Annotated in this window: 17 protein-coding genes; 16 read left to right on the top strand and 1 reads right to left on the bottom strand. The window is 44.1% G+C overall.

Features of this window, described 5'->3' with window-relative positions; translation table 11 throughout:
• The first annotated feature begins 152 nt into the window (after positions 1-152).
• From BUQ78_RS00625 to BUQ78_RS00580, 10 genes are all read left to right on the top strand, one after another.
• A complete protein-coding gene (locus tag BUQ78_RS00625; protein ID WP_014806850.1) occupies positions 153-1,676 on the top strand; it encodes an AbgT family transporter in 1,524 nt (507 codons plus the stop codon).
• Positions 1,677-1,704: 28 nt separating this feature from the next.
• Complete coding sequence (locus BUQ78_RS00620; RefSeq protein ID WP_074198968.1) at positions 1,705-2,892, top strand: M20 metallopeptidase family protein; 1,188 nt, start codon at positions 1,705-1,707, stop codon at positions 2,890-2,892.
• Positions 2,893-3,082: 190 nt separating this feature from the next.
• A complete protein-coding gene (locus tag BUQ78_RS00615; protein ID WP_074198967.1) occupies positions 3,083-4,672 on the top strand; it encodes an ABC transporter substrate-binding protein in 1,590 nt (529 codons plus the stop codon).
• A gap of 96 nt (positions 4,673-4,768) precedes the next feature.
• The gene (locus BUQ78_RS00610) at positions 4,769-5,779 is read left to right on the top strand and encodes an ABC transporter permease (RefSeq protein WP_014806853.1); all 1,011 of its coding nucleotides are present in this window, start codon (positions 4,769-4,771) and stop codon (positions 5,777-5,779) included.
• Between the two features lie 12 nt (positions 5,780-5,791).
• Positions 5,792-6,679 carry an ABC transporter permease gene (locus BUQ78_RS00605; protein ID WP_014806854.1) on the top strand — a complete coding sequence of 296 codons (888 nt, stop codon included), beginning with the start codon at positions 5,792-5,794 and terminating at the stop codon, positions 6,677-6,679.
• Positions 6,680-6,686: 7 nt separating this feature from the next.
• Positions 6,687-7,664, top strand: coding sequence for an ABC transporter ATP-binding protein (locus tag BUQ78_RS00600; protein ID WP_074198966.1), 978 nt, complete (start codon positions 6,687-6,689; stop codon positions 7,662-7,664).
• Positions 7,665-7,666: 2 nt separating this feature from the next.
• Positions 7,667-8,626 carry an ABC transporter ATP-binding protein gene (locus BUQ78_RS00595; protein WP_074198965.1) on the top strand — a complete coding sequence of 320 codons (960 nt, stop codon included), beginning with the start codon at positions 7,667-7,669 and terminating at the stop codon, positions 8,624-8,626.
• A gap of 120 nt (positions 8,627-8,746) precedes the next feature.
• Positions 8,747-9,757 carry an ABC transporter substrate-binding protein gene (locus BUQ78_RS00590; RefSeq protein WP_074198964.1) on the top strand — a complete coding sequence of 337 codons (1,011 nt, stop codon included), beginning with the start codon at positions 8,747-8,749 and terminating at the stop codon, positions 9,755-9,757.
• The gene (locus tag BUQ78_RS00585; protein ID WP_084532110.1) at positions 9,741-11,420 is read left to right on the top strand and encodes an ABC transporter permease; all 1,680 of its coding nucleotides are present in this window, start codon (positions 9,741-9,743) and stop codon (positions 11,418-11,420) included. Before BUQ78_RS00590 ends, BUQ78_RS00585 begins: the two co-directional genes overlap by 17 nt.
• A 1-nt stretch (position 11,421) precedes the next feature.
• Positions 11,422-12,510, top strand: coding sequence for an ABC transporter ATP-binding protein (locus BUQ78_RS00580; RefSeq protein ID WP_074198963.1), 1,089 nt, complete (start codon positions 11,422-11,424; stop codon positions 12,508-12,510).
• Positions 12,511-13,326: 816 nt separating this feature from the next.
• Here the strand turns inward: BUQ78_RS00580 and BUQ78_RS00575 are convergent.
• Positions 13,327-14,928 carry a PucR family transcriptional regulator gene (locus tag BUQ78_RS00575; protein ID WP_074198962.1) on the bottom strand — a complete coding sequence of 534 codons (1,602 nt, stop codon included), beginning with the start codon at positions 14,926-14,928 and terminating at the stop codon, positions 13,327-13,329.
• 220 nt (positions 14,929-15,148) lie between these two features.
• Here BUQ78_RS00575 and BUQ78_RS00570 point away from each other — a divergent pair, with 220 nt between their 5' ends.
• The 6 genes from BUQ78_RS00570 (at position 15,149) to BUQ78_RS00545 (ending at position 22,248) form a co-directional block, all read left to right on the top strand.
• Positions 15,149-16,216, top strand: coding sequence for a 2,5-dihydroxypyridine 5,6-dioxygenase NicX family protein (locus BUQ78_RS00570; protein ID WP_074200125.1), 1,068 nt, complete (start codon positions 15,149-15,151; stop codon positions 16,214-16,216).
• 16 nt (positions 16,217-16,232) lie between these two features.
• On the top strand, positions 16,233-17,633 hold the full coding sequence (gene pepV / locus BUQ78_RS00565; RefSeq protein ID WP_074198961.1) for a dipeptidase PepV: 1,401 nt from the start codon (positions 16,233-16,235) through the stop codon (positions 17,631-17,633).
• A 68-nt stretch (positions 17,634-17,701) separates the two neighbouring features.
• Complete coding sequence (locus tag BUQ78_RS00560; protein ID WP_074198960.1) at positions 17,702-19,315, top strand: ABC transporter substrate-binding protein; 1,614 nt, start codon at positions 17,702-17,704, stop codon at positions 19,313-19,315.
• 40 nt (positions 19,316-19,355) lie between these two features.
• Positions 19,356-20,375, top strand: coding sequence for an ABC transporter permease (locus BUQ78_RS00555; protein WP_074198959.1), 1,020 nt, complete (start codon positions 19,356-19,358; stop codon positions 20,373-20,375).
• A gap of 8 nt (positions 20,376-20,383) precedes the next feature.
• On the top strand, positions 20,384-21,271 hold the full coding sequence (locus BUQ78_RS00550; RefSeq protein WP_074198958.1) for an ABC transporter permease: 888 nt from the start codon (positions 20,384-20,386) through the stop codon (positions 21,269-21,271).
• A complete protein-coding gene (locus BUQ78_RS00545) occupies positions 21,268-22,248 on the top strand; it encodes an ABC transporter ATP-binding protein (protein ID WP_074198957.1) in 981 nt (326 codons plus the stop codon). The genes BUQ78_RS00550 and BUQ78_RS00545 overlap by 4 nt, the downstream gene beginning before the upstream one ends.

Below are 22,248 nucleotides of genomic sequence, written 5' to 3'. Positions count from 1 at the left end.
ATCCCTCCAAAACCAAAATTTAATAATAGCGGAATTATAAACTTGGGTTTCAAATGTGTCAAGCATATTGGAAATAAAAAATAAGTTTCGTATAATACAAGGAACAGTGCCACACAATCACAATACTTTAAACTTTTGAAGGAGGGATAGCGTTGACTGCAAGAAACAATGGCCTTTTGACGAAGTTTGTAGGATGGATCGAACGGGTTGGTAACAAATTACCTCACATTTTTTGGATCTTTCTGTTTTTTTGGTTTCTCGTAATTGTGCTTTCGGGTGTTTTTTCTGGCATATCTGCCGTGGCGCCAGGGGGTAACGAGAAAATTGAAATTATAAGCTTATTGAACAGAAAAGGGTTAGATTGGATATTATCGAGCATGGTCAGCAATTTCACCAAATTCCCGCCACTGGGATTGGTCCTGGTCATGATGATGGCGGCTGGCTTTGCGGAAAGAGCAGGCTTTATCCCGGCCATAATGAAAACGCTTACGTCAGTTCCGGATAAGTTGATGATACCAGCCATTTTCGTCATAGGTATATGTTCTAACTTGGCCTCAGATGCAGGAACGGTAATAATACCGCCTCTTACTGCAGCCCTTTTTTATGCGAGAAAAAAGGATCCAATATTTGGTTTGATACTGGGTTACGTTGCTTCTGCCTCAGGATTTACCGCAAACTTATTCATAGCTGGTACGGATGTGTTATTAGCAGGAATAACCAATACTGCTGCTAAAATTGTGGACCCAAATTACAACGTCTATCCTACTGCCAACTATTTTTTCATGGTGATTTCCGTCTTTGTCATAACCATTGTAGGTACCATATTTACCATAAAGTTTGCAATGCCGAAATTGGCCTCTTGGGATGAAGAGTATGAACGTGCTCAGGTCCCTCACGAATATTTAACTCCCCTTACGGAGAAAGAAATAGCTGGGATGAAGAAGGCAGGTTTGGCAGCGGGTATATTTTTCCTGTTAATGTTTTTGTTAACGATCATACCTGGAGGGCCTCTACGAGATCCCGTTAAGAATACTATAGTTCCCTCCATCTTTTTTAATGGCATGATACCCATTTTATTTGTGTTTTTTGTGATTGCGGGATGGATTTACGGCAAGAACGTTGGTACCGTAAAAAAGCCTACAGATATGATAAATTACATGGTCGAGAGCATGAAGACCATGGCTTCTTACATAGTGGTGATGTTGCCGATAGCCAATTTTACTTATACATTCACTTACACCAACATGGCGTCAATACTCGCAATAAAGTTAGCCCATCTTTTGGAGTTGGCTCATTTTACCGGCATTGGACTTTTCATAGCCATAATATTGATAACCACATTTATTAATTTGTTTTTGTCAAGCGGTTCGACCAAGTGGGCCTTTTTAGCTCCAGTAATCGTGCCGATGATGTATTACTTAGGATACACACCTGAGTGGACACAATTGCTTTACAGGATTGGCGATTCCAGTACCAATTCATTTACTCCGCTTTTTACTTACTTCCCAATCATTTTGGGTTTTGCGAGCGTATATAAAAAAGATGTGGGAGTTGGCACCGTCATATCACGTACTTTTATTTATTCATTACTCTTCCTTATTACCTGGACAGCAATGGCTGTGGTTTGGTACTATCTGGGGTTACCCTTGGGACCTGGAGCTGCGATAAGGTTGTAAGAAATACGCGAAGAATAGAGGGATCATCATGAGCGAACGTGGTTTGGATGCGAAGATTGTAGATATGGCTAAAGAACTGCAGGGGTTTACCGTGGAAATGCGCAGAGATTTTCACAAGCATCCCGAGACAAAGTTTGAGGAACAAAGGACGTCTGAAATTGTGGAGAACTTCTTGAGGGATTGCGGCTATGCAACGCAAAGGGCTGCAGGTACAGGGGTGATAGGTATCCTTGAATGTAACACCGGCAAGGCAAAAAGCACTGTCGCTTTGCGGGCTGACATGGATGCCCTGAACGTGGAGGAACAAAACGACGTTTCCTATAAATCCACAATTCCCGGTAAGATGCATGCCTGTGGGCATGATGCGCATACGGCAATGCTCATGAGCGCAGCAAAAATAATATCCAGTTTAAAAGATCATCTAGTCGGAACCGTCAAATTGGTGTTTCAACCCGGGGAGGAAGGTGGAGCCGGCGCCAAAAAAGTCATGGATGAAGGTCACCTGAATGACGTCGATGCCATATTTGGTATCCATGTGTGGGTAGAGCTTCCTTCTGGAGTGTTGGCTACAAGAAAGGGTCCTATGATGGCCTCTTCGGACGGATTTGAGATATGCATCACGGGAAAGGGTGGGCACGCAGCACATCCTCATCTGACAAATGACCCGACTGCCCCCGCTGCGGATATATATAACGCCTTTCATAAGCTTATCTCTAGAGCTGTCAACCCTTTCTTTCCGGCAGTCATAACTTTACCCCAATTGGAGGCCAGCAACGGCTATAATGTCATCCCCGATTCCGTCAAGATGAGAGGGACCTTGAGGACATTTGATTCCGATTTAAGGAATAAACTGATGGATCATATGCGATCCATTACGGAACATTACGCAAAGGGATGGGGCTGCAATTCTTCCTTTGAGTTATTTAGAGCCCCGTATCCCCCGCTCATAAATAACCCTGACCTTGTGGATTTCGTTACCGAAGCTTTATGCATGCTTGGGCCTGTCGCCGAAGCGGAAATGACGATGGGAGGCGAAGACTTTGCCTTTTATACCCAGAAAATCCCCGGGGCGTTTCTGCAGCTTGGCATTGGGAATAAGGAGAAGAACGTGATCTTCCCCCACCATCACCCAAAGTTTGACATAGACGAAGATGTTCTTTGGAAGGGCGTAGCAGCTTATGCTTTGATAGCTTATAAATATAATATGTTAAGCTAATGCTATTAAAAATATTCCTTGTATCATAACTTAAGACGGCTTTTGTGAGATACCCGGCAGCTGGGCACAAAAGCCGTCTTTTATATACGATTACTGCTTCGTTGCATTTGAGATTTAGTATTAAAATTTTTGACAACGCAGTATAGATCTTGCTAGAATTTCGGTAACCGATTAAAGAGGGGGTATATATATGTGGAAAAGGGTAATGATTTTGTTTCTGGCGTTATCAAGCCTTCTTACCTTTGCCTCTAACTCTCCTGCAGCGACGCCTAAAGACTCATTGGTAATTGCCGCAGATACTCAAATACTGATCTCTTTGGATCCTGCCGTCTGTTATGAAACTTTTGCGGCGCAGATTACAGAAGCAGGCTATTCAGGGCTTACATCGATCCAGCCTGTTAATGGAGTCTTGACTCCTGTTCCTTGCTTGGCTGAAAAGTGGGATATCTTAGATAACGGTACAAAGTACGTATTTCACCTAAGAAAAAATGCGCGCTTTTCTAACGGAGATCCCGTGACGGCCGATGATGTGGTCTTTTCTTTCCAAAGGCTCTTGAGCATCAACAAATCCCCTGCCTGGTTGTTGGAAGAAATAGGCCTGACCAAGGAAAACATGCAAGAAACTATCGCTAAGCAGGACGATAATACGGTCGTGTTAAAGACCAAGCCTCTTGCTCCCAACGTAATTTTATCCATCCTTGGAGGTTCTTGGGGTGGCATCGTAAACAAAAAAGTCGTAATGGCAAACGAGGTCAATGGCGACTTTGGAGAGGCTTACCTTTTGGATAAATCAGTAGGTGCCGGTGCCGGGCCTTACGAGATAGTAGAATGGAAGAGAAATGACCATATTTTACTTCGCGCGAACAAATACTATTGGGCTGGGATTCCTGCAATAAAACAGATCTACATCAAAGATGTTCCTGAAGCTACAACCCAGTTCTTATTGGTTCAAAAAGGCGACGCCGATGTGGCCTGGAGGGTAACTACGGAACAGGCTGCCCAGCTTAAAAACTCACCCCAAAAGGGAATAAAATTAGTGACAGTGCCGTCTCAGTCCAACGAATACGTAGCGATGAACGCCCAATGGGGGCCCTTCAAGGATGAGCGCGTACTTCAGGCCATCAAATACGCCATAGATTATGACGCCATCATTAAATCAGTCATGAAGGGCTTTGCTATACTCAATCAAAACTTCATACCAATCGGATATTTCGGATATGTAGAGATGAACCCCTACAAAAAAGACCTAGCTAAGGCCAAACAGCTGCTTAAAGAAGCTGGATATTCAAATGGCTTCGAGGTGGAACTCTTGACAAACCCAACGCAAATTAGGACGGACGAGGCAATTATAATCCAGTCAAATCTCGCAGAGGTTGGCATAAAGGTCAATGTCACGACTATGCCTGCTTCAGAGATGTACGCTAAATTTAGGCAGCAGGGTCACCAAATGATCTTGGCCGGATGGGGCATAGATTATCCGGATCCCGATGCTTTGGCAAAGCCGTTTGCCAATTATAAGGTAAAACAGCTCGCCTGGAGAACCATGTGGTATGACGATTACGCCGCTAATCTGGCCGAAAAGGCGGGACAAGAACTTGATCAAGCGCGCAGGCTTGAGCTTTACAGAACACTTCAGGAATACTGGATAAAAAAGAGCCCCTTTATAATGCTATATCAACCTTTGGATTTCTGGGTTGTAAGGGACAATGTGATGGGGTTTGAAGAGGCTGCTACTGGCTACAGCATAACCTTCGATTTCACGAAAATTACAAAAAAGTGACCGCGAAGACATTTATCTACTAAAATAAACCTTAAGAAGGGAAGGATTTGTAAAATCCCTCCCTTCCCTTCTTAAGTTTGTGGGGGTTTAATCTGAATGAGGCTTGAAACCTTCATCATTAAGAGGCTATTTTTAATGCTCGTCGTCCTTTTCGGGGTTTCCGTTGTCGTGTTTGTGGTGGCGAGGGCAATACCTGCCGATCCGGTTGGAGCCATCCTGGGTGGAAATGCCCCCTTGGATGTCGTCGAGGACATGACAAGACGATTGGGCCTGGATAAGCCGCTGTTCGATCAATTTGTAGATTTCATAACCGGCGCTGCAAGAGGAGATTTGGGCGTGTCCATCAAGAGCAACAGGCCTGTCATAAAGGATATAGCCGAGTTTTTTCCTGCGACACTTGAACTTGCTATAGTTGCTGCTTTAATATCCGTGTTGTTGGGGGTGCCACTCGGTATTTTTTCGGCAGTACACAGAAACAAACTAATAGATCACTTCTGTAGGGTTTTTTCGATATTGGGGGTATCTATGCCAGTCTTTTGGACCGGGCTTTTGCTGTTGATCTTGTTTTATTATCATTTGGGTTGGTTGCCGGGAAGCGGACGCGTGGACATATTCACCGTTGTCCCACCCAGGGTAACGGGTCTTTTGTTGATGGACTCATTGCTTGCGGGGGATTTTGGAGCTTTTAAGGATGCTCTTTTGCATATAATACTACCTGCTGTCGTGCTCGGGTATTCCTCTACGGCCTCTATCGCAAGGATCATGCGTTCCAGCATGCTTGATGTCTTGAGGCAGGATTTCATAAGGACGGCCAGGGCAAAGGGAATTGGAAGAAAGCTCGTGATATACAGGCATGCCTTGCGCAACGCGTTAATTCCGGTAGTGACCATAATAGGATTGACGTTTGGCGGACTGCTTGAAGGGGCCGTCCTGACAGAGACCATATTTGGATGGCCGGGCCTTGGTCGATACATAGTAAATTCGCTGTTACTCCTGGATTACCCCGCCATCATGGGAGGCACTTTATTCGTTGCAGTGGTCTACTCTCTGGTCAACTTAGTGGTCGACATCGTTTATGCTGCACTCGATCCCAGGATGAGAGTTTAGGAGGTATGTACTTTGGAAACTGAAGGCTCTAATATCGTCGTTTCAAGGCGCAAACTTATGCTTGAGGATTGGAAGCATACTCTTTATCTATGGAGACAGAACAAGTTGGCCATGATAGGCACAGTTATCATCGTCTTTTTCATAGCGATAGCTGTATTTGCTCCCCTAATTGCACCTTACGATCCCGTGAAGGTCGATCTTTCTCAAGCCCTGCTTTCCCCAAGCTTTGAACATATATTTGGGACAGATCAGTTCGGAAGGGATATCTTTAGCCGAGTGATATACGGTGCCCGTATTGAAGTGGGCATCATTTTGCTTGTGACTGTCATCAGTGGGGCGATAGGGATTGCAGTTGGCATTACGGCAGGTTATTTCGGTGGCGTCATCGACGAGATACTGATGAGGATCACCGACATATTCTTGGCCTTCCCCAACCTCATCCTTGCCATGGCCTTGTCGGCTATGCTTGGCCGCGGCGTGTTTAATGCCATAATAGCCATATCCCTGGTGGGTTGGACCGTTATCGCCAGATTATCGCGTGCGGAGGCCATGAAGATCAAGTCATTGCCATACATTGAAGCCATAAGGGCATTGGGTGCCGGCAACCTACGCATACTTCTTCTTCATATATTGCCCATGTGCATGTCTCCCGTCTTAGTGCAGCTGTCTTTGAGGATGGGATCCATCATCCTTACCGCAGCCGGTTTAGGCTTTCTGGGACTGGGTGCACAACCTCCTACGCCCGAATGGGGCGCAATAGTGAGCGATGGCCGAAGCTACCTTGTCGATCAGTGGTGGATATCGACCTTTCCTGGACTGTTTATAGCCTTGGTGGTCTTGGGCTTTAATCTGCTTGGCGACGGCATTCGCGACATCATGGACCCGAGGATCAGGAGGTAATTGGTTTATGAAGAGGCTACTTGATGTCTCAGATTTGCGGGTCATGTTTCATACCTACAGGGGAACTATCAAAGCGCTTAATGGAGTAAGGCTATGGCTTAACGAAGAGGAACGCTTAGGCATAGTTGGGGAAACGGGTTGCGGTAAGTCCGTGTCCGCTCTTTCTATAATGAGGCTCATAGATCCTCCTGGAGAGATAACGGATGGCGAGATAGTATTTGAGGGGTTAGACCTCTTGAAGATGTCGGAAGAAGAGATGGACAAGTCGGTTCGCGGCAAAAAGATCTCCATGATCTTTCAAGAGCCCGTATCTGCCCTTAACCCTGTCTTTAAAGTGGGATTTCAAATAGCGGAAGCAATTGCTCACAGCAACGATATTAGTATGGATGAAGCTTATAAAAAAGTACCTGAAAGCCTTGAGATGGTGGGTCTCGATTGGAAGAGGTCCATGGAGCTCTATCCCCACGAATTGAGCGGCGGCATGGCCCAGCGGGTGATGATAGCTATGGCGCTTGCGGTAAAACCTAAACTCTTGATCGCTGACGAACCTACGTCTGCATTAGACGTCACAATTCAGGCACAGATACTTCAACTGCTAGATGAGCTAGTTAGGATGGGGAAAAATGCCGTCATCTTGATAACCCACGACCTTGGAATAGCTTCCGAGTTTTGCGATAGGATAACGGTGATGTACGCCGGAAACGTCATAGAGGTATCCGATTCGCAGGAGGTCTTTCAAAGCCCCCTGCACCCCTACAGCAAGGGTCTTATCAATTCCATACCAATCATAGGAGCTTCAAAGGTTTTAAGGGGCATCCCAGGTTCTGTTCCGGACCTCGTCTCTCCTCCTCCTGGATGCAGGTTTCATCCCAGATGCGAATTTTGTTTCGACAGATGTCGCGTAGAGCTCCCCGATCTTAGGGAAGTAAAACCGGACCATTTCGTCGCATGCCATCTATATTCCGACGACTCTAAGGAGGGTTAGGCTTGGAAGCCTTGATAAAGGTCGAAAATCTCAAAAAATACTTTGAAATTAAGAAGTCAATGCTGTCGAAGCCGCTTCAGGTTAAAGCGATTAACGGCATCTCTTTGGAAATTCCTAAGGGTGTGATATTTGCCGTCGTCGGCGAATCAGGCTCTGGTAAAAGCACGCTTGGTCGAGTGATACTTAAATTGATCGATCCAACCTCCGGAAAGGTCTTTTTCGACGGCCAAGACATAACTTCGCTTAAATCCAAAGATATGATCAAATATAGAAAACAGATGCAGATTGTTCAGCAAGACCCTTACAACTCACTGCATCCGAGAAAGTTAATAAAGGATATCGTGGGAGAGGGTTTGAAGATTCATTACAAACTTTCCGCAGAGGAGATATATTTGAGGATCAAGGAGATACTGGAATGCGTCGGCTTGCGCGAGGAGCATATGTTTCGCTATCCCCATGAGTTTTCCGGAGGGCAACGCCAAAGGATAGCAATAGCCAGGGCTTTGGTCCTAAGGCCCAAATTTTTAGTCCTAGACGAACCTACGTCCGCACTTGATGTATCTGTTCAGGCAAGGACGCTGGCTTTACTGTGCGAACTTAAGGAAAACTTTGACTTGACCTATTTGTTTATAACCCATAACCTTGCCGTGGTAGATTACATGGCCTCCCATGTGGCAGTGATGTATCTTGGCAAAATTATGGAGATTGGGTCGAAAGACGATATATTTTCCAGGCCCAAGCATCCCTACACCGTTAGCCTGCTAGAGGCCATCCCAAGCGTGGGGAAGGGCAAAAGGGTCCGCATGATACCGCGAGGAGAGATTCCAAGCCCCGTCAACCTTCCAAAGGGTTGCCTGTTTCACACTAGATGCGTACAAGCAAAGGATATATGCGCAAAAAAAGACCCCCAAGAGGTCGAGATCTCGCCTGGACATATGTGTAGATGTCACCTTTATTCTTGATGCTTTAAGCGGAAAGCATATCCAGAATTGCCCGAATGATGGGCATATCTGGATATAGGCAGCGGACCTCCTTGTGTCTAGATTAAAATCAGGATTATGGGAAGTAAGGGGGGGTCAAAGATGAAAGGTTACGGACGTTTAGTTGCGGTTGTTTTAATTGCATTTTTAGGCCTGTTTACGGCCAGTTCTGCCCATGCGGAAAAAGAGCAGCTCAATGCTTACACCATATGGTCCGAGCGCTACGCTAATGCCATATTCAGTGCCTTCACGAAGGATACGGGCATCAAAGTAAACTGGATGAGGTTCTCGTCGGGAGAAGTTCAGGCAAGGCTTGAGGCAGAAAAAAACAACCCTCAGGTTGACGTGGTGTTCGGCAATATGGCCGAGGCGTTTGTAGACGGTGTTCAAAAGGGATTGTTTGATCCTTACAGGCCGAAGGGCGCAGAAAAGATTCCCGATGCCTTCAAAGATCCAAAGGGCTACTGGACAGGCGTGGCCATTGATCCCATTTGTTTCATGTTCAATAAGAAGTTTTTGAAAGACCACAACTTAAATCCGCCCTCGTCTTGGCAGGATCTGTTAAACCCCGTATATAAGGGGCAGCTTCAAATGGCCGACCCAAGGACTTCCGGCACGGGAATGTACAGGTTACTAAGCGTCATACAAGCCATGGGAGAGGATAAGGCTTATAAATACGAAAAGGCCTTAAGCCAAAACATCCAGCTTTATACCAAAAGCGGCGCAGGGGGAGCGCTTCCCATAGCTAGAGGACAGGCAGCGGGCGGTATATTCTTTTTGGTCGATGCCCTGGAGATGCAAAAGAAGGGTTACGACGTAGTCATAAGCTATCCCAAGGAAGGCGTCGTTGCTGGCATAGAGGCAATGGGCTTGGTCAGGGGCGCCAAACACCTGGATCTTGCCAAGAGGTTCTTGGATTGGGCCTCCACAGAAAGGATGCAGAAACTATACGAGGAAAACGATATCAACTTGATACCGAGCAATCCTAACGTGCCGGTTTCCGATCCGGCTTTAGATATATCAAAAATAAAGGTTCTGCCCTTGGACGTCGAGTGGGCGGGTAAAAATCGCGATCGCCTCGTCGAACGATGGATAAATGAGGTACTTCAGTAAAAAGGGGATAATTCAAAAACCAGATGCCGCGCTGGTGGTTTTATGGCTTGGGATATGGATATTCTTAGGCCTCTTTGTCTTGTATCCGCTAGTGCGGCTGATTTATCTAGTGTTTTTTGCCGATGGCAAATTGAGCTTGGCGATTTTAAGTAAGGTATTTGGCAGTTGGTACAATAAAAAAGCCTTCGTAAACAGCATGGTTCTGGCTTCAGCGGTAGGATTCGGCGGAACGGCCCTGGGGTTTTTGTTTGCCTTTTCAGTTACGAGGATTGAACTGCCCAAAATCGTCAAGTGGTTTTTACGCGCAATCATCGTGCTTCCCTTCGTATCCCCGCCTTTTACCAGCAGCATTGCCTTAACCATGGTGCTGGGGCCAAACGGATTGTTGCTTAAGCTGCTTCACATGCCCGATTTTAACATTTATGGATTCCTTGGGACCTGGATAGCAGAAACTTTGACCTACTTTCCGGTGGCATTCCTGACGCTTACGGCAGTGCTTGAAGCTATAGACCCAAACCTTGAAGACGCAGCCATGAGCATGGGGAGTACCCCGTGGCAGGCCTTTTGCACGGTGACGTTGCCTTTGAGCATACCGGGGCTTGCAAACTCGTTTTTGCTGCTCTTTGGAAGCTCGCTTGCGGATTTTGCAACTCCACTTGTCATGGCAGGACATACCTTTCCTGTGTTAACGACGCAAGCTTACATGCAAATAACGGGAATGTACGATATGCAAGGAGGAGCCGCTATATCCTTTGCACTGCTCGTTCCCGCCCTGATTGTATACTTGCTTCAGCATTATTGGGTAGAAAGCCGATATTACGTTACCGTGTCAGGCAAAGCAGGAGCCCGTTCCAAACCCAAAGGCGCCGGTACGTTTGCCGAAGTCGTGATGCTAGCTGTAATCTCTCTCATTTCTTTGTTCATCATGTTCTTGTATTCCATTATATTTCTTGGGTCCCTTATCAAAGTTTGGGGAGTGGATAACAGCCTAACCCTTGAAAATTACGTATACGTCTTTACCGTGGGACGAAAGGCCGTGAAAGATACCGTGACAATTGCCCTGGTCTCGACCGTTATGGGAGGCGCGGTGGGAGTCGTAATAGGTTATCTCGTAAACAGACATGAACTGCCCGGACGAAAGGCCTTGGAGTTCGTATCCCTGCTTAATTATGTATTGCCTGGGACAGTCGTAGGCATCGCTTACGCCATTGCATTTAGCTCAGGCCCTATTATGCTTACCGGCACCATGGCGATCATAGTGGCACTATGCGTATCGAGATATGATGCAACCGGAATAAGGGCTACGACGGCAACGCTAAAGCAAATAGATACCTCACTAGAAGAAGCGTCGCTAAACTTGGGCGCTTCGAAGTTGACTACATTTAGAAAGGTAACGGTGCCCTTGATTACACCGGCGATCATAACCGGGACTCAATATTTGTTCGTGGTCTCGATGACCGCTATAAGTGCTACGATATTTTTGGTCTCGGTACGATTGAGCTTGCTGACAGTACGTATACTTGAATGCATTACAGAGCTGCTTTTTGCCCAGGCAGCGGCCTTCTCCGTGGTCCTGATACTGATCGTTGCCATGGCCATGTGGGTTATAAGGTTGCTTTTCGAGGCGCTTTATCCTAACCTCAAGTGGCAAAGGGGGATATAAATTGTCCGTTCCCATTTGTCTTAAGCATTTGACCAAAATATTTAATAGTGGCGAAGCAGCCTTTAAGGCGGTAGACGACGTTAATCTTCAGATTAATGCAGGTGAACTTATAACTTTGCTTGGGCCGTCAGGATGCGGAAAGACCACCATCCTGCGCATGATTGCAGGCTTTGAGACGCCCACAGAAGGACAAGTCTTCATCGGCAAACATGACGTAACGAGCATAGCGGCGAACAAACGAAACATAGGTTTTGTGTTTCAAAACTATGCCTTATTTCCCCATATGACTGTATTTGACAATATCGCTTATGGCCTTAAGATCAGGAAGTTGCCGACTGGAGAGATTGTTAGGCGTGTCGCAGAGGCCCTCGAAACGGTAAGCTTAGGTGGAATAGAAGACCGATTCCCAAATCAGCTTTCGGGCGGAGAACAGCAAAGAGTTGCCTTGGCAAGGGTATTGGTTATTAATCCTCAGGTGCTGCTGATGGACGAACCGTTGTCCAACCTCGATGCGAAGCTTCGAATTTACATGCGCTCTGAAATTCGCAGCTTACAGAAGCGCCTTGGGATCACTTGCGTTTATGTTACCCACGACCAAAAGGAAGCATTAGCTCTGGCAGACAGGATTGCCGTCTTAAACGGGGGCAAGGTTGAACAGATAGCGACGCCATTTGAGCTTTATACGAACCCCACTTCCCTTTTCGTTGCCGACTTCATAGGTCAGGCCAACATTCTTAAGGGAAAATTGACGTCCATTGATGGCAATAATGCTAAAGTGCTAATTAGTGAAATAACAGTTATTGCTCATGTTGACGAAAAAAGTTTAGAGTTTAAAGTGGGAGATGAAGTCGCGGCGGCAATCAGGCCGGAATCGATCGAAATTGTCTCTCCAGATGACGGGACATTGAGGGGCCAAATAGTAAGTAGCGTCTTTTTAGGAGACGAAATTGAATATGTCGTTAAGCTTGCATCGGGCGATACGATCCGCGTGGTCGAACCGTATCGCCGTGATGGTGCCCTTTGGCAGGAAGGGCAAGGCATTGGGCTTCATGTAGATCCGCTGGATGTTAGGCTATTGGCGATAATGTGATATATATTGCCCTTCATGTCTATATTTGTAAAATTAGCGTCCCTTTGGGGAATACCCGTTATCAAAACAGTAATAGACCTCGGGGTCAACCTTATCCGCATCCTCAGCTATATTGCCTAATCTATCTTTGAATATCCCAGGCCTGGTGACATCCATGCTTCCAAAGCGGAGTCCGCTCGGGTTGTCTTAGTTTTCAAGGGCAGCTACCTTATTTACCTGATAAGTAGCAACCAAAGTCGGAAAGATAGCCTTAGTTATCGAAACCGTGAGCTAGGGATCGTATATTCTATGATTCCGCTTTGCGGCCCCTAAGGGCTCTTCCGACAGGGTCCTTCATGATAGCAGCACCTGTACCAGAAGGATCCTGATAAAACACGGCGGCGATTAAGCCAATTGGTATGCGATGTCAAAGCAAATGTGTCCGTTCCCACTGTGATACGACTTCACCTATGTATTTGATGCCGGTAAACCATATGTCATTAACTTTTGTGCACCTGTCTGTAGTTCTAGTGCCAACTTTCTGTGCAAGAAGCTAGCGAACCAATGGGTTTATTAGAGTCTTTGGCGCCACCAAATTGAAATAGCTTTTACCTCTCTATTTCATTTCGCTTGATGGCATTCAATACCTCTTGTCTCACTCCCTGATGGTCTGAGTATTCACTGAAACGTCATTGGCCCATTAAGAAACTTAGGATAATGAATTCCCAGTGTTGTGTTGTGACTTCTCATTTCAATAACATTTCTAGATAAAGTGTTACCTTTTTATAGTACATTAACCATTTGTTATCATTTCGTTAGAAATTAACGTGTATTTTACTAACTTTTTTGCGGAATTCGTGAAAGATTGTTGTGCTCCAACCTATATAGCATGAATGCCAAGGTAACCTCAAAGCGTTGTTTTCCCTCTAGCAGACCATTGATTTCCAAAATTTCTTCCAGTTTTTTAATTCTATATTTTAGTGTGTTGTAATGAACGTGGAGAAATGCGGCCGTTTGTCTCATTTGCCAGTCGTTTATAATAAGTGCTTCAAGCGTTTGCAGCAAAAACGATGAACTTTCATCCTGTCTATCAATCAACTTGCCCAAAGTATGTTTCCAGAAGTTTTGGCTCATTTCGGTTCCTTTGAGGGCACATAAAACCTTCTCTACGCCGAGGTCGCACCATGAATATACGCCTGGTTTTTGTTCAGTTCGTCTTAAGATATCAAAAGTTTCCAGGCATTCGGAAAAAGCATGGGGAGCTTCCAATAAATCCTTTTTTACAGAACTTAGGGTTATGACAAGGTCAATTTTTTTAGACTGCGATATTATTTGATGTAGTTCCTTTATTTTGTTGCGTAAAAAGGTGTAATTTTCTTCCTCTCTTACGGGAATTAGGGCTACATAATGCGGGTCAATCCGGGTCAATACTGTGCCCGGGAAATAGGTAGCAAATTTTTGGGACAACGAAAATTCATTTTCATTACCGTAGTTGTTTGTTAAATTAACATCGAAATTTTCCTTGTTTATGTTATCGATTGAAATTACAACCACGATTAGTTTACATTTGGGATCCCACCCATATATCTTGGCCTGGAGAAACACCTCGGCCGGTCTTTTAAACTTAGAGTACAGAAGGTCTTTTAAAAATACATCCCTATGGCGCCTTTCGACTTCATGAGCAAATTCCGTTTTTTGATAATTCAGGAGCAATGCCCTTTGAGCTTCACGAATTGCAATATCAGCAAAATGAGTTAAATAACTCGGCTCTTTTTCATAAAGCAAATATCCTATAACCCTATCCCCAATAGTAATTTGAGTGTTTGGATATTTATTTACTATCTCAGTTTTGTATGAGTTTTCAATTACACCTTTTAGGCCACTATTTTGGGAATAATAACGTATCCCAAGAATATTGTCGACAAATGCTACGCCTATGTTTAAAAAATCCTCCAATATATTAAGTATACCTTCGACTCCTTTGCTGAATAAGATCGAATCGAGAAATTTGTTCCTTAGGGTTTCCGTTGTTTCTAGCAATTTATATTGAGTGTTGATGATAGCTGAAAGCACCGGATTTATAATATCTACATGATTCATATATGTAGGTATCTTTAAGATAGGAAAATTGTATTTGTTGGCCTTTGATATTGCTTCATCCGGTACCTTACTTAAGAAACGACCAACCTTAACACCTAAAGCGGCTGCATTTTTTTGGGCAAGACTATCGACCAGATCAATAAAGGAGAACTCGTCATCGGCAAAAAGGTATCCAGAAGTGAGCAAAAATTCTCCGCCTCTAATCCATTGACCTGCATTTGGTACATCTATTACCACTACCGTCTTAACCGCTCGACTGGAAAGGCCGCGCTCGCCGGCTAAGACTTCCACATCTTTTAAATCGCCGATTTGTAACATTTCTTCGATGGTTAAAGGCATTTATATCCCTCCAAAGGATGCCTTCCGCAATAAGATTTTATTGCATTATACAATATAATAGCACAAATTTTGTAATATTTGACAAATAATATGCCATGATAATCCCAAATTGTTCGAAAATTACAAATAGTCATTCTGGTATTTATTTCGTTAGATGATGTAAATAATCACGTGCTTGAATATAATCAAGGTAATTTATAAAAAGGAAGGCGATTTGATCATGGAATTCAAAAGCGGGATAGAACCAACGGAAAAATATTGTTCTATGGAAACCATGAACGGAGCCCTAAAATTGGTGAGGGACGTTATGCTTGCAAAGGAAGGAGAAACTGTCGTTGTTACTTGTGATAGCTCAGGCGATAGAAGAGTTGCCGAAGCGATTGGTGATGCTGCTTATGCCATTGGCGCCAAACCCATTGTATTATACTACCCTACCCCTGCTAAGACATTTGCAAGCGAAATGCCAGCTCATATGGCAGCCGCGACGGCAAATGCAGATGTTTGGATAGAAATTGCATATGCCACTGTCATGCATTCCCAAACCTGGAGAGATGCTATGGAAAAAGGTTGCAGGTATATCAATCTTACGGGTATGGATGTGATGATGCTGGTAAATTGTGTCGAAAGAATCGATTACGATATGGTGGTCGAGCTGGGGCGTCACTTTCAGGAGATACTTGGGAAAGCAAATAAGGTTGAAGTCAAAAATCCAAGCGGAACCAATCTGGCGGCATATAACCAAGGACGAAATATACGCCTCTCTGGAGAAAAGGCCACTAAAAAGGGATATCCTATCATGCTAGCTGGCCAGGTAAGTTGGTGCCCCATAGAAGAGACAATAAACGGCACCGTAGTATTTGACGCAGCAGTGTTTCCTCCGGCACAACTTGGAATCATAAAGGAACCGATAGCATTAGAGATAGAAAAAGGGGTGATACAATCGATATCAGGTGGAAGAGAGGCAACGATCTTTGAGACGTGGCTTAAATCTTTCAATGATCCGAATATGTTCAGGCTCGCCCACTACTCTCTTGGTTTTAATCCGGGTGTAAATGCTCCTACCGGCAGGATCGTCGAAGACGAGAGGATTTTTGGTTGTATAGAATTTGGTTTTGGCAGTCAAGGTAAGCAGATCATGGGCAAATGTTGGTCCGCAGCATCGCATACGGATGGCGTTACCCTAAATCCTACCATTTTACTTGATGGCGATGTCTTTGAGGAAAACGGGATTTATAAAGACCCTAAGGCTGTCGAGATTTGTAAGAAAATGAATATCCCAGGCTATTAAGCGAAAGGAGAGTTCTATGAATTCCCTTGATGCTAAAATTACAAACTTGTTTCCTTCCATAATATTAAATTTGCAGGAGTCCATAAGAATTCCAAGCGTTCAAAGTGACCCTGCCCCGGATGCTCCTTTTGGAATCGAGGTTAAAAGGGCATTAGATCAAGCATTAAAGACGGCTTCTTCGTTAGGGTTTGCCACACAAAATCTGGATAGCTACGTTGGTTGGGCGGAATACGGAGAAGGGAAAGATATGGTTGCTGTCCTTGGACATCTAGACGTCGTCCCTCCTGGAGACGGATGGACATATCCCCCTTTTGCCGGAGAAATTCATGGAAATAAAATGTTTGGACGAGGTACGATGGATGACAAAGGGCCGACAATAGGCGCATTATGGGCTTTGTACGCTATAAAGGAACTTTCTATTCCTGTAAAACGCAGGATTCGTATCTTATTTGGAACTAACGAGGAAAGCGGTATGAAGGATATGAAGTATTATCTGGAGCACGGCGGAGAAATACCGCTGATGGGCTTTACACCCGACGGAGAATTCCCGATAATTGCATATGAAAAAGGACAGCTGCATATACGTATTGATGTGCCATTCATCCAGCCCAAGGCTTCAAAGTCTATGCTCCTAGATATAAATGGCGGGACCGTTCCCAATGTCGTGCCTTCCGAAGCAAAAGCTACAATCAGGTTTTCGGATCCAGATAAGAAACGAACAGCGTTAAACGCTATCAGGGAAACCGCACAAATAAATGACATAAAAATCTCCCTTCTTGAGGAAGATAATGAGGTTACATTAAAAGTATTTGGGGTTGCTGCTCACGGAAGCACTCCTGAACTAGGTGTAAATGCCATAGCAAATCTTATGTTTGTTTTAGGATCTTCTATTGACGAGGATTGGGGCAAGGTCATAGACCAGCTGGGGAAATGTTTTTACGGAGATGTAAATGGTATGAATCTTGGAATTTTTACCCAAGATAAATTGTCCGGTAAATTGACATGCAATCTGGGACTACTAACATTCCAAGATGAGTGTATGTCTTTAGTGCTAGACATCCGTTTTCCTGTCACGTTTCGATCCGAAGATATACTCACTCCCCTCAAAGCTTTTGCAGGAAAGAACGGATTTTCCTTATCAATCCTTCGCGAGAAAGCACCACTTAACATGCCAGAAGATAGCATATTAATTAGAAAGCTTCAGAAGGTGTATGAAGAAAAGACTGGACAAGAAGCAAAATTGCTATCGATGGGCGGGGGTACTTACGCAAAAGCCCTCCCAAACATGGTTGCCTTTGGCCCGAAGTTTCCAGGAAGTCCAGATGTGGCACATAAGGCAGATGAGTTCATAGACTTAGACGAATACTTAAAGGTCATTCAAATAATTGGGGCTGCCATGGTGGAGATGGCAAATTAGGTTTTTGGGCAGGCATATATCCTGTGCCTGTTAGTTAATTATGCAACCTGCTTGGAGGAGGAGTAAACATGATGGGTAGGAGAGCTGTTACACGGATTATCCTTGTAACGTTGTTTATTGGAGCAATTTTTGCTGGTGGTGCTTGGGCTACCGTAGAAGATCATATAGTGCGATTCACTGCTTCTAACACGCCTAACATAGATCCAGCACAAGGACATGATCGTGCTTCTCAGATTGCCTTGGTAAACCTATATGATCCCTTGATTTTTCAGGATTATTCAGGAAATTTAAAAGACGGGGTTGCCGAGTCTTGGAAGGTATCCGAAGATGGTTTGAAGTACACATTTAGGATCCGAGATGGGATATTTTTTCATAATGGGGATAAGCTTACTGCAGATGATGTGGTATTTAGCATGAAAAGGCTTTTAAAAGTCAAAAGGGGATTTTCTTATTTATATGAAGGATTAATCAAGGATATTACAAAATCGGCTGATAATACTGTGGTAATTACTTTAAATGAACCCTTTGGCCCCTTTCTTTCCACCCTGACCAAGTTCTATATTGTCAACAAAAAACAGGTCCTTGCACATCTTCAAGAGGGAAATTATGGAGAGTTCAAAGACTATGGGACAAAATGGCTCATCAATAATGATGCTGGGAGCGGTCCCTACACTGTGGTGGAAATGGCACATAACCAACACTTGAGAGCAACGAAGTTTTCAAATTACTGGAAGGGTTTTAAACCTGGTAACCCGGAGGGCTTTGAATTGTTGGCCGTCTCTGAACCGGTTACTATAAAAACGATGATGATGCGTAAGCAACTTGAGTTCTCCGATGAGTACCAACCTGCAGAAGTCTATAAAACTCTCGAAAAGGTCAAAGGTATTGAGATATTCGCTATATCTAACGGTAAGATGCTTTATTTATCATTAAACAATGCTAAGGCACCTACAGATGATGTTCATTTTAGAAAAGCTTTATCTTACGCGATCGATTATGAAGCTCTGCTTCAGATTTTCCCATGGAGAAAAAGAGCCAAGGCGCCTGTTGCTCTTTCGCTTATAGGCGCTGCCTCTGATTTGCCATATTATAGTTATGATTTAGAAACGGCAAAAAAGGAGCTTGCTCTCTCGAAATATGCAGATAACCCTAATAAATATCCCCTTGAAATAGCATGGGTGGCCGATGTGCCCGATAGAGAAAAGCTTGCACTGGCGTTTCAGACATATTTCGATAAATTGGGAGTCAACGTAGAAGTTGTTAAGGTTCCTTGGGCTAAATTTGTTGACCAGGCATCGCGTTTGGAAGATACCCCCCATGGTACCACAATCAGCGAATCTTCTCATTATAGCGAGGCCGGTTCGCTTTTGCGGGCAATATATCATTCAGAATCAATTGGAACCTATACTAACACAAGTTGGGTAAAGTACCCTGATATCGATGAAGCAATCGATAAAGCCCTAAAAAAGACAGACATTGATGAGCGAATTAAGCTTTACCATAGAGCTCAAGAACTAATTGTTAAGCACCAACCTCATATTCCAATATTTGAAGAGCCGGAAGTTCACGCTTATCAATCTGGATATCTGACGTGGGAACCGGCAGAGATTAAAAAACATGGAAAGGAAATAATCCCAGGGCTAGATTTGTTATATATGCGTAGTGTTCAATTTAAGAAATAAGCACCTAGCCGATTCGTCGTCAGTGTCAGGAGGGAAATTAATGGAAATATTTAAGTTTATCTGCAAGCGTACTCTCTGGTCCTTAGTAGCATTGGTTGGGCTTTCGATTATCATATTTACTTTGTCTAGGGTTGTTCCCGGAGACCCAGCTCGTATGGCTTTAGGGCCAAGGGCAACGGAAGAAGCGGTCCAGGCATTAAGAAGCGAACTAAAACTAGACCAACCAATGATATATCAATACTTTCATTGGATCGCAAGTGTGCTAAGGGGAGATTTCGGCCTCTCACTTATGACGATGAGATCGGTGACAGATGATATTAAGATTTATTTGCCTGCAACATTAGAACTAGTGATCGTCGCGGCTATAATACAATGCGTTTTTGGCATACTATTAGGGGTTCTTGCCACGGCGAGCCAGGGCAGTTACATGGATTACCTTTTAAGGGTGGTTGCCTATATCGGTGTCGTAACTCCGTCTTTTGTCTTTGCAGTCTTATTCATGCTTCTTTTTGGGTATAAGTGGCCCATTCTTCCGGTTTTAGGACGCACTACAGTTGAGGTGAATGTCTCGCCAATAACCGGGATGATGGTGATAGACAGTATTATTCGCGGTGATTTCTCAACTGCAGCGGATGCTTTTGTTCACCTTCTCCTCCCGGCGACTGCTCTTGCTATGAATGGCATGGCCCAGCTCGCAAGAATTACACGATCGTCTATGATAGACAACAGTGAGAGAGATTACATCGTCATGGAGACAGCCCAAGGGCTAAGCAAAAAAGAAATATTTTTTAAATATCTACTCAGACCTTCCGTTATACCTGCTGTTTCTGTATTAGCCCTTCAGATTGGCTCACTATTTGCAAATGCTTTTTTGGTCGAGTCAATTTTTAATTGGCCTGGGCTTTCACGCTATGGGGTTGAAGCTATGTTGTTTAAGGATTTGAATGCTGTTAGCGCAGTCATATGTATAGTGGGGTTTGTCTTCATAATAGCCAACATATTTGTTGACATACTAGTAGCCATCATAGATCCCAGAGTCAGGCTTAAAGCTGGGGAGTGAGCGTATTCATGAACGATAAAAGGCGTGATAATTTTGGAAGCTTTAGCGATAAGACTAGAAGAGCTTGGTATAGATTATCTAAGAATAAGTTGTCTGTCGTAGGTTTTGTGGGCGTTATCGTGATAGTTTTGGCTGCCATATTTGCCCCTCTTATTGCACCTTATCCAACCCATGCAGGTAAAGTAGTCGATTTTTTGAACGCGAATCAACCTCCTAGCCTAGCACATTTATGCGGCACCGATCCCATGGGAAGAGATGTATTTAGTCGCATAGTATTTGCCTTAAGATCTACGTTATTAATGGGAATTATTGTGTTGAGTATTTCAGTTCCCTTTGGAACTACTATGGGTTTAATGGCAGGTTATTTTCAAGGCTCATTAATAGATTCTCTGATAACGCGACTTACGGATGTTTTTTTAGCAGTTCCTCCGCTTATTTTGGCACTGGCAGTTGCAGCGTTGCTTAAGCCAAGCTTAATGAACGCCATGTTAGCAATCACCATAACATGGTGGACATGGTATGCTCGATTAGCTTACGGGATGGCTGTGACGTTAAATAGAGAGTATTATGTTCGCTCTGCGCAACTGCTAGGTGCAAGTTGGATGCATATAATTTTTAAAGAGATGCTTCCCAATTGCTTGTCTCCTATATTAACAAAGATGACTTTGGATATGGGCATAGTAATCATGACGGCTGCTGCATTGAGCTTTGTTGGGTTAGGTGAGCAGCCACCGGCACCTGCGCTTGGCACTATGATATCCGATGGCGTCAAGTATATGCCAGACCAGTGGTGGCTAACTATATTTCCTGCATTGGCTATCATGATCATAGTGCTTTCATTTAATTTGTTGGGAGACGGGTTTCGAGACCTCTTCTCGACGGAGGAAAAACAATGAATAAAGAAGTGTTATTAGAAGTCAAAGACCTTAACGTGTATTACAGGGTTTACGAAGGCTTACTGCATGTTTTGAATGATGTTTCTTTTTCTCTTGTCGAAGGAGAAAGGCTTGGCTTAGTGGGAGAGACAGGTTGTGGTAAGACGACCACCTTTAGGGCATTACTCAGGGTTCTTGATAGCAACGCTAGCTCTAAGGGTGACATTTTGTATAAAGGGCGCAATGTAAACAAGATGAGTCAAACAGAATTGTTAAATACAAGAAGGACTGAGATGTCGATGATATTTCAGGATCCGACCAGTTCTTTAAATCCGGTTTTTAAAGTGGGTGAACAAATATCTTCCGTCATAAGGGCAAACTTGCAGGCCAAAGGGATAAATTACAGCGAAAATGATATTAAGAACATAGCGCTTAAGGCCTTATCCGATGTCCTTTTGCCAGATCCTGAAAGAATTTTTGAGTCATATCCATTTCAGTTAAGTGGCGGGATGAGACAGCGTATATGTATAGCTATGTCAGTTGCAACCGAGAGAAAACTTTTACTGGCTGATGAACCTGGGACATCATTGGATGTCACCATACAAGCGCAAATTTTGGGGCTCCTTAATAATTTAGTTAAGACTACCGGCATGTCGGTCATTTTGGCTACCCACTCCTTAGGGGTCGTAAGGGAAACTACCGACCGCGTCTGCATCATGTATGGTGGTGAGATTGTAGAAATAGGTCCTACCCGCTCTCTTTTCGCAAATCCATTTCACCCTTATACAAGGGCGTTATTGGCATGTGTTCCTAAATTGACAGGAGAAGGCATAGCTGAAGGTATACCGGGAGAAATGGTAAGTTATCTAAATCCGCCTAAGGGATGTAGATTTCAACCACGATGTTCTTTTTGCAATGAAGATTGCAACAGGACAAAGCCAAAATTAACTCTGTATGAGGACGATCACTACGTTGCATGTCATAAGGCTGATCTCTAA

Source organism: Acetomicrobium flavidum (assembly GCF_900129645.1).
In the GTDB taxonomy this organism is placed as follows: Bacteria; Synergistota; Synergistia; order Synergistales; family Acetomicrobiaceae; genus Acetomicrobium; species Acetomicrobium flavidum.
The sequence above is the reverse complement of the archived record's forward strand: the minus strand, read 5'-3'. Positions and strand labels throughout refer to the sequence as shown.

Excerpts from the sequence above, each read along its gene's own strand:
- BUQ78_RS00620 (WP_074198968.1), top strand. The coding sequence starts at position 1,705 with ATGAGCGAACGTGGTTTGGATGCGAAGATTGTAGATATGGCTAAAGAA.
- BUQ78_RS00615 (WP_074198967.1), top strand. The coding sequence starts at position 3,083 with ATGTGGAAAAGGGTAATGATTTTGTTTCTGGCGTTATCAAGCCTTCTT.
- BUQ78_RS00610 (WP_014806853.1), top strand. The coding sequence starts at position 4,769 with ATGAGGCTTGAAACCTTCATCATTAAGAGGCTATTTTTAATGCTCGTC.
- BUQ78_RS00600 (WP_074198966.1), top strand. The coding sequence starts at position 6,687 with ATGAAGAGGCTACTTGATGTCTCAGATTTGCGGGTCATGTTTCATACC.
- BUQ78_RS00590 (WP_074198964.1), top strand. The coding sequence starts at position 8,747 with ATGAAAGGTTACGGACGTTTAGTTGCGGTTGTTTTAATTGCATTTTTA.
- BUQ78_RS00585 (WP_084532110.1), top strand. The coding sequence starts at position 9,741 with ATGAGGTACTTCAGTAAAAAGGGGATAATTCAAAAACCAGATGCCGCG.
- BUQ78_RS00575 (WP_074198962.1), bottom strand. The coding sequence starts at position 14,928 with ATGCCTTTAACCATCGAAGAAATGTTACAAATCGGCGATTTAAAAGAT.
- BUQ78_RS00570 (WP_074200125.1), top strand. The coding sequence starts at position 15,149 with ATGGAATTCAAAAGCGGGATAGAACCAACGGAAAAATATTGTTCTATG.
- pepV (WP_074198961.1), top strand. The coding sequence starts at position 16,233 with ATGAATTCCCTTGATGCTAAAATTACAAACTTGTTTCCTTCCATAATA.
- BUQ78_RS00560 (WP_074198960.1), top strand. The coding sequence starts at position 17,702 with ATGATGGGTAGGAGAGCTGTTACACGGATTATCCTTGTAACGTTGTTT.
- BUQ78_RS00555 (WP_074198959.1), top strand. The coding sequence starts at position 19,356 with ATGGAAATATTTAAGTTTATCTGCAAGCGTACTCTCTGGTCCTTAGTA.
- BUQ78_RS00550 (WP_074198958.1), top strand. The coding sequence starts at position 20,384 with ATGAACGATAAAAGGCGTGATAATTTTGGAAGCTTTAGCGATAAGACT.
- BUQ78_RS00545 (WP_074198957.1), top strand. The coding sequence starts at position 21,268 with ATGAATAAAGAAGTGTTATTAGAAGTCAAAGACCTTAACGTGTATTAC.